Genomic DNA, 11,920 nt, shown 5'->3' with positions numbered 1-11,920 from the left:
GCCAAAACTTTTTTACTAAAAATAGACTAATTAAGTCATTTTATTATCTACTTTTGTATTGTGTACTTTTTACACTAAGTACCTTTAGATTATGAAGAAAAGTTTGCTTGCTTTAACCCTTGGAGGCCTTGGGATCGGGATCACAGAATTTGTGATGATGGGCCTTTTGCCAGATATCGCCAAAGATTTAAATATTACCATACCTCAGGCCGGGCATCTTATTTCTGCTTATGCTTTAGGAGTTGTAATTGGTGCGCCATTATTAGTTGTAATTGCGGGTAGTTATCCTCCCAAAAAGATTCTAATGGTTTTGATGTTAATGTTTACAGGCTTTAATGCCTTCTCTGCATTTGCGCCAGATTATAATACCATGTTTGCTGCTCGTTTACTGGCAGGCTTACCACACGGAGCTTTCTTTGGGGTAGGTTCTGTAGTTGCAAGTCGTATAGCAGAAAAGGGTAAAGAAGCTCAATCTGTTTCACTGATGTTTGCAGGATTAACCATAGCAAACGTAATAGGAGTGCCGTTAGGGACTTATATTGGCCACAATTACTCTTGGAGATATACTTTCGTAATCATTGTTATTGTAGGTATAGTTACCTTATTAAGCTTAAAATCATGGATGCCTGCACTTCCTGCTACTAAGAATCGCGATTTAGGTAAAGAGCTTAACTTCTTTAAACTTCCAGAATCATGGTTAATCATATTAATGATTGCAATTGGTACAGGTGGGTTGTTTTCATGGTATAGCTATATTGCTCCATTACTTACGGAGGTTTCCGGATTCGCGGCAAATTCAATCACATATATCTTGGTTGTAGCCGGATTAGGGATGTTAGTAGGTAACTTTATCGGAGGTAAACTGGCAGATAAAATATCGCCCGCAAAGGCAACGCTTACGTTATTGATAGCAATGTCTATTAGTCTTTTAATAGTGCATTATGTGTCAGGAAATCAGGTCATGGCTATCATCATGACGTTTGTAACCGGAGCAATTGCTTTTGCAGCTGCATCACCAATTCAAATGTTGATGATCAATACTGCTAAAGGCTCAGAAATGCTTGCGGCTTCTGTTAGTCAGGCGAGCTTTAACATTGGTAACGCACTTGGCGCATTTTTAGGTGGTTTGCCACTGGCAGCAGGTTTTGATTATACTTCTCCGGTTTCTGTGGGTTCAATAATGGCTTTAACAGGTGCAGCGTTTGCATGGATGCTGATTGCCAGAACCAAAAGAGTTACTAAACTGAACTACGCATAAAAATTCTAAATTAGTGCCGTGAAAAAAATTATTCCGGTGCATAAACTCCATGCACGTTCTTCGACGGGCATGGAGATGATTTACTTTGAAAACGTCAAAGAACGTGCATCGCTTTTAGGTGCACACAGAGATGATCATTACATTTTTATATTTCAGGAAAAGGGGGAAAGCAGTTTTATGCTTGATTTTAAAACCCTTTACATAGATGGCTGTGCAATATTGTATGTATCACCTGGTCAGGTGCATCATAATGTAGGCAATAAGAATGCTTCGGGCTGGTTTCTGGCCATTGATACTTTGTTGGTTAATGAAGAGTACAGAACTGTTTTTGAGCAGTATATCATAATTAATGAGCCGTTATCATTGGATGAAGCTAACGCATCAAAATTTAAGCAATGTGTGCAATTGGTATATGATAGGTTTCTGCGTATTGAGGAACCGTTAAGCAGGACAATAGCACATTCTCTTGCTCAATCTTATATAGGGATGATTGCCGAACTTTATCTTTCACAAACTCAATTTGCGCAAAAGCAAAATACCAGACCCATTCAAATTAATAGTCAGTTTAGGAGTTTGCTGATGGAAAGTTTTAAAACAATTAAAAGTCCTGCCGAGTATGCCGAGAAATTAAATATATCGCTTACTTATTTGAATGAGGTAGTTAAAGGACTTACGGGCTTTCCGGTTAGCTACTGGATTCATAATGAGATTATTCTTGAAGCAAAGAGGTTGCTGTATTATACCGATTTAACGGTAAAAGAAATCTCCTTTGAATTGGGTTTCTCAGATCATACTTACTTCTCGAGATTGTTTACTAAGTTTGTCGGAAAATCTGCAGGTGCCTTTAGAGCTATATACCGTGCATAGTCCAATAATTACCCTATATTCTTCATTTCTTGCTGTCTGTTTTTAGTGTTGCTTTGCAATACATAAAAACTGAAAATTATGAATATTCTAAAAAAGAAGGCCCTTGTAATATTCGAAAAGCAATTTGGTAAGACCGGGCATGTTCTTGATGTACGTGCATGGAATCCTTCAACTTTTTACGAAATAGATCTTCACCTGCCGGGGGTTGATATGAGCAAATGGCAAAGTGTACAACACATGAAATGTAAAGTTGCTAATGGCGTTTACAGAGACTATACACCTGCCCATTGGGATGCAGAAACGCAGACCTGTACGCTTTATGTTGATGCTGCACACGATGGAGACGGTAGCAAATGGGCAGCCACCTTAAAGCCGAAAGATGACATTACTTACCTTGGAATCTCAAGCACTTTTACAAAACCGATTGCTTCTGCTTCATTAACCTGTCTTGGGGATAGTTCTGCAATAGGGCACTTTTTGGCGTTAGAGCAATTGGCGGGCAAGGGAAATGTCTCGGGAGCTGTGGTAATTAAGGAAGAAGAACACCGAAAAGCATTTATGTCTTACTTTGATTCGACCCTAGAGGCAATCCCTCAAAAGATGCATAACAATATCGATAACCTACAAGAATGGTTACGCGAACAAAGCCTTGATAGTGGGGCCATTTATTTAGCAGGGAATGTTCCAATGGTTGTTGAACTAAGAAAAATAATTAAAGCACTGCCAGGTTTTAATGGACGTGTTAAAGTGCAGGGTTTTTGGTGGTAAATTTTTACCTTTGCGGCCTGTAAGAAAAAGGAATGATGAGTAATACACCCCTGGAAAGAATCCAAAGCGAAATAGAGCCATTAAGGCAACAGATAATCAATCATAAAGTTTATTCAGTTATCAATGATCTTGAAGATTTAAGAATCTTCATGCAGTATCATGTGTATGCTGTTTGGGATTTTATGTCGCTGTTAAAATCGCTTCAGATTAACCTTACTTGTACAACTATTCCTTGGTTTCCTGTTGGAGCAGCAAATAACAGGTATTTGATTAATGAGATTGTAGCCGGCGAAGAGTCTGATGTTGATAGCAAAGGCGAGAGGAAAAGTCATTTTGAAATGTACCTTGAAGCAATGAATCAATGCGGAGCCGATACTGCTCAGATTGATCAGTTTGTAAATGCTTTGAAAGCAACAGGCGACCTGAATAAGGCTTATGAATTATCTGAAACACCAGCGGAGGCTAAAAGCTTTGTAGATTTTACTTTTAAAATCATCAATAGTAACCAGGCGCATTTACAGGCAAGTACGTTTACATTTGGTAGGGAAGATTTGATTCCAAATATGTTCTTAACCATAGTAAACGACCTAAATAAGAAATTCCCAGATCAGATCTCTTTATTTAAATATTACCTAGACAGACATATTGAAGTTGATGGAGATCATCACAGTCACCTTGCGCTTGAAATGACCTCAGAACTTTGCGGCAATAGCGAAGCGTACTGGAAAGCAGCAGAGCAGGCAACCATTGAGTCGCTTAATAAACGTATTGAGCTATGGGATGGTGCCTACAATAAAATAATGTTACTTCATCAGGTCGAAGAACTTTTGTAAGTCCTTTTCATTGCTAGAGTAAAATGTAAGTTTCTTAGTTGTGTCGTAAAGATATAGTGACGGGTATTGTTTTGGGTGAAACAACGGAATGAATACGCGATCTTTATCTTGTAAAATTGTAACATTCTTTAAAGCCTGTAATGGTTTGCCGAACTTGGTAAAGAAATAATCTATAGAACGTTGCTCATCCTGAGTAATCATATAAATATTAACTCCTGTTAGTTCTTTGGTTCTTTTCGACATATTTGCAGCTGTTCTTTGGCAGTGCTCACAAGTTGCATCAAAGAACATCAGTAAAGCTTTTTTCCCTTTAGGAATCTGATTTGTTGAATAGGAATTTCCATCAGTTTTATAGAAAACAGCTGCAGGTAATGCGCTGCCAGGCGTAAGTGTTTGCGAAAAAGCAATCGTAGAAAATGCACAAAGTATTAACGAGAATAGTATTTTTTTCATATGGCGTTCTTAATAGAAAGCGCTAATATCATACTAATACAGGTGTTGTGCAACAATAAGATGATAAAAGATTAGCGCTATTTGTATGTAAAAACTTTTCTCTAAGTTTGTTTACATACAAATGAGATGGGAATGAAAGTTGAAAATTTAGAGCCTGCAGCGCTTTGGAATAATTTTATCAGTTTAAATGCGATACCTCGTGCTTCGAAAAAAGAACAAAGGGTAATACAGTTTATGGTCGATTTCGGTAAAGGCCTTGGATTGGAAACTGTAGAAGATCATATCGGTAATGTGGTTATTAAAAAGCCGGCAACAGCGGGTATGGAAAATAAGCAAACCATAATACTTCAGTCGCATCTTGATATGGTTCACCAAAAGAATGGTGATACCGTTTTTAATTTCGATACCCAAGGCATAGAAATGTATGTAGATGGTGATTGGGTACAAGCAAAAGGGACTACTTTAGGCGCCGATAATGGCATTGGCGTAGCTACTATTATGAGTGTTCTTGCTTCTTCAGATATTGCTCACCCGGCAATAGAAGCTTTGTTTACAATTGATGAAGAAACGGGGATGACAGGAGCAAAGGAGCTTGATCCAACTAACCTATCTGGCACTATTTTACTTAATCTGGATACTGAAGAAGATGATGAACTAACTATCGGCTGTGCCGGAGGTATAGATACAAATACAATCTATAGCTATAAACAAAAGCAGCTATCAGGCAATAAAATAGCATACCAAATATCTATAAAGGGTTTACTTGGCGGACACTCCGGAATGGATATTCATAAAGGAAGAGCCAATGCGAATAAATTAATGAACAGATTGCTTTATGAAGCTAATAAAGAAATAGGTGTTCAATTGAGTTCTGTAGATGGCGGAAGTTTAAGAAATGCAATTCCGAGAGAATCAAAAGCTGTAATAGTTATAGAAAATACTCAGAAAGAAAAGTTTAGCTCATTTATAAAAAGCTTTGCCTCAATTATTGATGCAGAATACCATGCCATTGAACCTTCATTAATTATTTCTGCAACAGAAACAGAGCTGCCAGGCTTTGTAATGGAGGAGGCTGACTTTACCAAGATTGTTAACGCAATTTACGCACTACCTAATGGGGTTTTTAGAATGAGCCCTGATATTGCAGATCTTGTTGAAGCCTCTTCTAATTTGGCAAGGGTTATTATTGGAAATGGAGAATTTGTTACTCAATCGCTACAACGTAGCAGTGTAGAAAGCACCAAAAGAGATGTTGCGCTTGCGGTTGGAGCTTCACTTGAAATTATTGGCTGTGATGTTTCGCGCAGTGGAGACTATCCTGGTTGGAAACCTAATGCTGACTCGGCAATATTAGAGCTAATGGCAGATTTGTACAGAACAAGTTTTAATTCGGAACCTAATGTTAATGCCTGCCATGCAGGTTTAGAGTGTGGTATTTTAGGCGCTCATCTTCCAGGTATGGATATGATTTCTTTTGGGCCGACAATCCACGGTGCACATTCTCCAGATGAAAAAGTACAGATTTCTTCAGTACAGAAATTTTGGGGCTATTTACTAAAAGTACTTCAACAGATTCCTTCTAAAAACAGTTAACTATCAGCGCGTTTTATCCTTATTATGAAAGTTTACATATACATATTCTTAGCACTTATTGTTTTTTCTTTATATCAATGTCAGAGTTACAAGAAAGCTACTACCAATACATCTACCTCAAATAAGCCTATAGATTTTAATCTGGCGCCTGTGGTTCCTGCCGATGAGGCCATCAGTAAAATGGTGGTCGAAGATGGTTTTGAAGTGGAATTGATAGCGGCAGAACCAATGGTAACAACACCGGTTGCGATGTCATTTGATAATAAAGGCCGCATGTGGGTAGTAGAAATGAATGGATATATGCCAGATACGCTTGGTACCGGTGAGGATAAGCCTACCGGAAAAATCATTATTCTGGAAGACAAAAATAAGGATGGTGTTGCTGATGAACGTAAACTGGTGATTGATTCGTTGGTATTGCCTAGAGCCATTTGTTTAATTGAAGATGGTATTCTGGTTGCAGAACCACCAAACTTATGGTACTATGAGCTTAAAAACGATAAGCCAGTAAAAAGAACACTTGTAGATGATAAATATGCAGGTGAAGGTAATGTAGAGCATCAGCCAAATGGGTTGTTAAGAGCATTGGATAATTGGATTTATAACGCAAAATCAAGCAAGAGATACAGAAAGAAAGGTGATAAGTGGTTAATTGAAAACACGCATTTTAGAGGACAATGGGGTGTTAGTCAGGATAATTACGGACGGTTATACTACAATGATAATTCATCAAATGTAATAAGTGATTATTTTACTCCTGGTTTCGGCTCTGCCAATAAGAACCAAAGGGGAGTAGATGGCTTTTCGGAAAGAACAGTGCCAAATAATAGAGTGTACCCAATTAGGCCTACTCCTGGTGTAAACAGAGGTTATTCGGCTGGTATTTTAGACGATAGTTTAAAATTAGTGAACTTTACAGCAGCATGTAGCCCTCTAATATACCGCGGAGATTTGTTTGGTAGTGCTTTTGATTTTAATGCATTTGTAGCTGAACCATCAGCAAATTTAATTAAAAGAGATGTTTTAACCGAAAACGGATACGTTGTAAAAGGAGAGCAAGCATATAAGGGCAAGGAGTTTTTGGCTAGTGTCGACGAAAGGTTCAGACCGGTTAGTTTATATAACGGCCCCGATGGCGCTTTATATGTTATTGATATGTACCGAGGTATAATACAGCATAAAACTTATGTAACACCTTATCTGTCGGGGCAAATTAAAACCAGAAACTTAACACAGCCTTTAAACTGTGGTAGAATTTATAAGGTAGTTCCTAAAGGAAAAACAACAGTTTTTACAAATATTCCTAATGATCCTACTAAGCTGGTAGAGCTTTTGGGGAATTCAAATGGCTTTATAAGAGATATGGCTCAGCAAACGCTGATAGACGGAAAATACAAACAGGCAATTCCTCTTTTAAAATCGGTTTTAAAGCAAACAAGCAATCCTTTGCAGGTAATTCATGCTTTATGGACGTTGGAAGGACTTAATGCTTTAGAAACTAACGAAGTATTGGTGCTGTTGAAAAACACCGATTGGCCAATACGTATGCAAACATTAGCAGTGCTTCCATCTGTAATTAATCAGAGTTCTTACAGGTATTACATAAAAGCACTAAATGAAATTGTTGCAAATAACGATGAGCTTGCAGCTCCTTATGTAGCATTTCTGGCCAGGTATATTAAGCCATTTAATGAAAAGTCGGCTGATGAGCTATTGGTAAATCTGGTTGAAAAATATCCTAATAGTAACTTTGTGTCTGACGCTGTGATTAGCAATTTAGCCTATCGCGAGGAAAGCTTTAAAGAAACGATAGCTAAGTTTGAGCCAGATACAAACTTGAGAATAAACAAGCAATTGCAAAGTGTAATTACGGCCTATAATAACGCTCAAAAGAATCGTGACCCAAAGGTGCTTGCTAAGCAATATCCTAAGGGGTCGGCGCTATTCTTATCAACCTGTCAGACCTGCCACTCAGCCGATGGAAATGGGGTAGCATCTTTAGCTCCTCCTTTAAATAAGTCGCAATGGGTAAATGGCGACAAAAACACCTTGCTGTCAATTGTTTTGTTTGGATTAACTGGGCCAGTAAATGTTAATGGTCATGTTTATCAGGCACCGGAAATTGCAGGTGATATGCCTGGAATAGGCCATAGCGAAGAGATTTCTGACGAAGATATTGCGCAATTATTAAGCTTTATTAGAAGCTCGTGGCAAAACAATGCAGGGAAAGTAGATGTTAAAGATGTAGTAAGTGTTCGCCAGAAATTTAAAAGCAGACAAAAAGCATTTACCGTAGAAGAATTAGAATCAAAGAAATAAAACCTGAATTTATAAAACACATTAAGTTATGAAAGTAGTAATCGGATCAGATCATGCGGGTTTTACTTACAAAACCATATTGGTAAAAATGTTGCTTGATGAGGGATATGAGGTAATTGATAAGGGTACGCATACTCATGCACCAAGCGACTATCCTGATCACGCCACACATGTAGCTCGTGCATTACTTAATAATGAAGGTGATAGGGGGATTTTGGTGTGTGGTAGCTCAGTAGGAGTTAGTATTGCTGCAAATAAATTTAAGGGTATTAGGGCAGGTGTTTGTCATGATACCTATTCAGCGCATCAATCTGTAGAGCATGATGATGTTAATGTTTTATGCATTGGTGAGCGCGTTATAGGCATCGAATTAGCCAAAGATATTGTGAGGGCGTTTCTCAAGGCTATTTTTTCTAACGAGGAACGACATGTTAAACGATTAGAAAAAATAGCCGCCATTGAGAGGGAGGAGATGTAGGGTGTTATTGTACTACGGTAATTTGTCCGCTAAAAGGATGTTCTGTTCCGGTTGGAGTAAGCATACCCCTTGAGATAATGGTATAAATTTTACCTTTCTTAATGTCGAAATCTTTAATTTCTGTTTTAAGAGCACCTGTAGCTTTATCTTTAATTTCGAAAGTATAAACCTTGGCAGGAATTTCAACAAATTCACTTACAGCTTTAAAAGCTTTGTCGGTAGCTATAGCAACACCATCTTTGGTTGCTATATTAAGTGCAGGGGCATCTGGTGATAAATTAATAAACCTTACACGTGCTTTATCATCTCCTGGTGTTTTAATCTCATCAGTGATAAGAAGGTAATCAAGTGCCGTACCTTTTCCAATAACGAACAAGGAGTAGGCATTGCCATTTTCAAGCGTTAAACTTTCTGAAAGTAAGCTTTCAGTGCTGCTTTCGGTAGTAAGTTTAGCTGCAAATATTCCTGGATTTAAGCGTATATAAGGTATTCCGCCTCCAAAAGGAAGGGCTCCATTATGTACTTTAGTACTATTCAAGTAGAAATTATAAGTAGCTAATGTTGGTGAGGCGTTAGTAACGCTCAGTAGAGTTAGACGAGACTCTGGAGCTGGGTCATTATTTTTGCAGGACTGCATCAGTAAAGTTAAAAGCAGTATAACAATAGCAATAATGCAAATTACAAAGGAGTTTGAGTAAGAGCTTTTAGTAAAGGATTTAGTCGCCATAAGTTTTGGTTTAGGGTTAGTAATTGAGAGTTCGTAATTCAGTAAAAAACAAGGCCGGCTCACATGAGCCGACCCCGAATCTAAATTAACGCTCTCAATACCTAAACGAGGCTAGTTGGGAAATCGCTACAGCAGGATTAAGAAAAATTATAATTATTCTTCTTTAAGCAGCATATTGGCCAATGGCTCATCTCTGCTATAAATATCTTTTCGGAAATTTAGGCGGTTATTACGGTCTGTGAAGGCCGTAAAATAAGCTATATAAACAGGAACTTTCTTTTTAAGCGTAACATATTGCTCTTTGCCCGAGTTCATAGCCTTTTTTATTTTAGTAGCATCCCAACCTTTACTATCCTTAAGCAGAAATTCTGCGAGTTTTGCGGGGTTTTCTACCCTTATACATCCGTGGCTAAATGCTCTTGAGGATTCTCCAAATAGTGATTTAGCAGGAGTGTCATGGAGGTAAATGTCGTAACTATTAGGGAATAAGAACTTTATAAGTCCTAAAGAGTTTTTAGGACCTGGTTTTTGTCGTACTACCGGCAAACCACCGCTATAGCCAGTTATTTCCATTTGATGTGTGCTAATGTAGTTTTTATTGCGTCGCATGGCAGGTAAAATTTCATTGCGAACTATGCTGGTTGGGACATTCCAATATGGGCTAAATACCACATATTTCATGTTTCCCGAAAAGATAACCGTTTTATGCAGAGATTGACCAACCACAACATTTCCACTCCACAACAAACTGTCTGAATGGTAAACATGTAGTTTAAATTCTGGGATATTTACCGCAAGATAGCTTGAATCTACTTTTACAGGCAACCATCTGCTACGCTCCATGTTTACCAAGATCTGCCTGATTCGTTTTTTTAATGAGGCATTTAGTTCTGTTAATGTGCCTGGTCCAATAGAACCATCTGAGCTCATTCCATTTCTTTCTTGAAATTGTTTCACAGCTGCCAGAAGCTCGTCATCATAGTGCGTATTGGTGGTGTCTCCTTTAAAATCCTCCAGTTTAAACAGTCGTGTTTTGATTTTTGCAAATACCTCAGAAGAATCACCCGGTTTATATGATTTTTTATCAGCCACAATAGGTTGCCAGCTATCCTTTTGTTCGAGGTCTCTGTATTTAATCAGGAAGTTTTTCAGGAGATCATACTGCCTGTAAACAGGAGCAACCGTTGTGCCTGCGAATTTAGCAGGAGCTTTAATCATGCTATCTAAGTACACATCGTATGCAATTTTTTTACGTGGAAGAAACCATTCGGCAGATTTACTAATAGAAGCATCCATGCCTTCCCATGCCAATTTAGCGAAAACAAAATACTGGGCAGTAAGCATCAGTTCCAGATTAATGTCTGGTTTTTTAGTTTGTTTGGCATAAATCATCGAATCCAGTGAAGCACGATATGGTACATCTTTATTTATCCCTTCATCTTTTAGGTTTTTAACCCTATCGGTGAGGTTACCAGCTTGTTCTATTAATCCATTTTTGTTGTACCATGCAAAGGCAAAATGCCTGCTATTGTAAAATTTACGGATGGAGGGAGCGTATTCTTCCAGTTGCGGATGCGCTGTAATGAATGATTCTATTTGGAGTGTATCAAAGAAAAGTTCCTGTTCGGAATTGAAGTTTCCGGGGATTGTCTTGTTCCACTCTTTTATGGAACGTCTTTTTAATGAGTCTTTTGTGATTTTGGGAGCCTTTTTTTCTGATTGGTTGCAACTACTTAAGTATAGTAAGCCCAAAAGCAAAAAAGATACAATAGGGAGGGGGCGTAACATGTTCATGCTTTAATTTTATTTAATAAATATCATGATTCCAAATTGATTTGAAAAGCAGATGGTAACTTAAAATGATGATGTTCACATTGATTGTTTTTCTTTTTTGTAAAATACTGAATTACAGATGTGTTTTGTTTTGGTGTTTGTTGGTAATTATGTTAAAAACATGTTGATAAGACGTGTTTTTGCTGTTAATAAGTTGTTGATAGGGTGTTGGCTGGTTGTTAATAAAAAATATCACATTTTACTTGTTTTCAATGATTTAAGTATGTAAATTAGATCTATCAATTACGAAGTACTTTGACAGTCTGAAGAAATTCCAAAAAGAAAACTTAGCTTAAGGGCAAAAAGATTCTGGAAATTTCGAAGATCAGTAAATAAAAACTCGAAGTTCAAAGGAGACAGAGAACACGAGATTTAAGATTACCGGAGCCCAGCGCAAAGGTATGTGGACTGCATCAAGACAGACGTATTTCAGCTGAAGAAGCCTACGGGATGATTCACAAAGAGATAACTTAGACGGGGTTCGAAGTTTGTGAAAACTAAGAATACTACGAAATGGTAAAGTAAAAGAAGAATTGGTGCCTTTTTATAGCTATGGCGGTAAAAAGGTGGAAACGGAGAACTCAAATCGAAAGAAGCGAGTCTCCGTTTTCTTGTTTATATACATTTCGCTCTTCGTTGGGTAGTATGTATATATACTATATAAGTATATACATCTATATGGGTTGTCTTGTTCTGATAGCCTAGTCTTGAAAAAACATAGAAAGTGGTAATGATAATTTTCATTACCACTTTTTTTGGGTTCTTCAACTCCTTCGCTTCTTCGACCGCCC

At 37.8% G+C, this 11,920-nt stretch carries 10 protein-coding genes; 7 read left to right on the top strand and 3 right to left on the bottom strand.

The annotated features are described in order from the left end of the window. Positions 1 to 91 precede the first annotated feature (91 nt). The 4 genes from J1905_RS11820 to J1905_RS11805 all read left to right on the top strand — a co-directional run bounded on the left by J1905_RS11820 (position 92) and on the right by J1905_RS11805 (position 3,726). Positions 92 to 1,258 carry an MFS transporter gene (locus J1905_RS11820; RefSeq protein WP_214227453.1) on the top strand — a complete coding sequence of 389 codons (1,167 nt, stop codon included), beginning with the start codon at positions 92 to 94 and terminating at the stop codon, positions 1,256 to 1,258. 18 nt (positions 1,259 to 1,276) lie between these two features. Then, positions 1,277 to 2,125 carry a helix-turn-helix domain-containing protein gene (locus tag J1905_RS23805; protein ID WP_214227452.1) on the top strand — a complete coding sequence of 283 codons (849 nt, stop codon included), beginning with the start codon at positions 1,277 to 1,279 and terminating at the stop codon, positions 2,123 to 2,125. 78 nt (positions 2,126 to 2,203) lie between these two features. Beyond that, entirely contained in the window at positions 2,204 to 2,893 is a 690-nt protein-coding gene (locus tag J1905_RS11810) for an SIP domain-containing protein (protein WP_214227451.1), read from the top strand. Positions 2,894 to 2,925: 32 nt separating this feature from the next. Continuing rightward, a complete protein-coding gene (locus J1905_RS11805; RefSeq protein ID WP_214227450.1) occupies positions 2,926 to 3,726 on the top strand; it encodes a DUF3050 domain-containing protein in 801 nt (266 codons plus the stop codon). Here the strand turns inward: J1905_RS11805 and J1905_RS11800 are convergent. After that, entirely contained in the window at positions 3,697 to 4,179 is a 483-nt protein-coding gene (locus J1905_RS11800; RefSeq protein WP_214227449.1) for a TlpA family protein disulfide reductase, read from the bottom strand. The genes J1905_RS11805 and J1905_RS11800 overlap by 30 nt on opposite strands. A 132-nt stretch (positions 4,180 to 4,311) precedes the next feature. Here J1905_RS11800 and J1905_RS11795 point away from each other — a divergent pair, with 132 nt between their 5' ends. From J1905_RS11795 to rpiB, 3 genes are read left to right on the top strand one after another with little or no spacing between them, the layout of a single operon-like run. Continuing rightward, positions 4,312 to 5,772, top strand: a complete 1,461-nt coding sequence (locus tag J1905_RS11795; protein WP_214227448.1) for an aminoacyl-histidine dipeptidase — start codon at positions 4,312 to 4,314, stop codon at positions 5,770 to 5,772. A 24-nt stretch (positions 5,773 to 5,796) separates the two neighbouring features. After that, positions 5,797 to 8,091 carry a DUF7133 domain-containing protein gene (locus J1905_RS11790; RefSeq protein WP_214227447.1) on the top strand — a complete coding sequence of 765 codons (2,295 nt, stop codon included), beginning with the start codon at positions 5,797 to 5,799 and terminating at the stop codon, positions 8,089 to 8,091. Between the two features lie 28 nt (positions 8,092 to 8,119). Continuing rightward, on the top strand, positions 8,120 to 8,569 hold the full coding sequence (gene rpiB / locus J1905_RS11785) for a ribose 5-phosphate isomerase B (protein WP_214227446.1): 450 nt from the start codon (positions 8,120 to 8,122) through the stop codon (positions 8,567 to 8,569). A gap of 4 nt (positions 8,570 to 8,573) precedes the next feature. Here rpiB and J1905_RS11780 read toward each other — a convergent pair whose 3' ends face one another. Next, complete coding sequence (locus tag J1905_RS11780) at positions 8,574 to 9,296, bottom strand: DUF4397 domain-containing protein (RefSeq protein WP_214227445.1); 723 nt, start codon at positions 9,294 to 9,296, stop codon at positions 8,574 to 8,576. Positions 9,297 to 9,449: 153 nt separating this feature from the next. Further along, positions 9,450 to 11,084, bottom strand: coding sequence for a L,D-transpeptidase family protein (locus J1905_RS11775; RefSeq protein ID WP_250318082.1), 1,635 nt, complete (start codon positions 11,082 to 11,084; stop codon positions 9,450 to 9,452). Positions 11,085 to 11,920: the final 836 nt, after the last annotated feature.

The sequence above is a fragment of the Pedobacter sp. B4-66 genome (assembly GCF_018492665.1).
Classification (GTDB): domain Bacteria; phylum Bacteroidota; class Bacteroidia; order Sphingobacteriales; family Sphingobacteriaceae; genus Pedobacter.
Note: the sequence above shows the minus strand (reverse complement) of the source record. Positions and strands in the feature narration are given on the sequence as shown.

What these genes read in the sequence shown, in the direction of transcription:
- J1905_RS11780 (WP_214227445.1), bottom strand. Translation starts at nt 9,296, where the DNA reads ATGGCGACTAAATCCTTTACTAAAAGCTCTTACTCAAACTCCTTTGTA.
- J1905_RS11800 (WP_214227449.1), bottom strand. Translation starts at nt 4,179, where the DNA reads ATGAAAAAAATACTATTCTCGTTAATACTTTGTGCATTTTCTACGATT.
- J1905_RS11795 (WP_214227448.1), top strand. Translation starts at nt 4,312, where the DNA reads ATGAAAGTTGAAAATTTAGAGCCTGCAGCGCTTTGGAATAATTTTATC.
- J1905_RS11805 (WP_214227450.1), top strand. Translation starts at nt 2,926, where the DNA reads ATGATGAGTAATACACCCCTGGAAAGAATCCAAAGCGAAATAGAGCCA.
- J1905_RS11790 (WP_214227447.1), top strand. Translation starts at nt 5,797, where the DNA reads ATGAAAGTTTACATATACATATTCTTAGCACTTATTGTTTTTTCTTTA.
- J1905_RS11775 (WP_250318082.1), bottom strand. Translation starts at nt 11,084, where the DNA reads ATGTTACGCCCCCTCCCTATTGTATCTTTTTTGCTTTTGGGCTTACTA.
- J1905_RS11810 (WP_214227451.1), top strand. Translation starts at nt 2,204, where the DNA reads ATGAATATTCTAAAAAAGAAGGCCCTTGTAATATTCGAAAAGCAATTT.
- J1905_RS11820 (WP_214227453.1), top strand. Translation starts at nt 92, where the DNA reads ATGAAGAAAAGTTTGCTTGCTTTAACCCTTGGAGGCCTTGGGATCGGG.
- rpiB (WP_214227446.1), top strand. Translation starts at nt 8,120, where the DNA reads ATGAAAGTAGTAATCGGATCAGATCATGCGGGTTTTACTTACAAAACC.